The 283-nt window shown below is 45.6% G+C and carries 1 rRNA gene; it reads left to right on the top strand.

The annotated features are described in order from the left end of the window. Positions 1–77 precede the first annotated feature (77 nt). Positions 78–283: ribosomal RNA gene (locus tag P20480_RS18330) — 16S ribosomal RNA — on the top strand; the annotation flags it as partial.

Here is a 283-nt window from a genome sequence, read left to right as displayed (position 1 = left end):
CAGCACAGTCAATTCAATATCGAAAGATATTAAATAAATTCAGAATTCATTGAGCTGTCGAAAGACACAAAACTTTTTAATTGAAGAGTTTGATCATGGCTCAGATTGAACGCTGGCGGCAGGCCTAACACATGCAAGTCGAGCGGTAACAGAAAGTAGCTTGCTACTTTGCTGACGAGCGGCGGACGGGTGAGTAATGCTTGGGAACATGCCTTGAGGTGGGGGACAACAGTTGGAAACGACTGCTAATACCGCATAATGTCTACGGACCAAAGGGGGCTTC

The organism is Pseudoalteromonas sp. BSi20480, from assembly GCF_000241365.1.
Lineage (GTDB): Bacteria > Pseudomonadota > Gammaproteobacteria > Enterobacterales > Alteromonadaceae > Pseudoalteromonas > Pseudoalteromonas marina.
The sequence above is the reverse complement of the archived record's forward strand: the minus strand, read 5'-3'. Positions and strand labels throughout refer to the sequence as shown.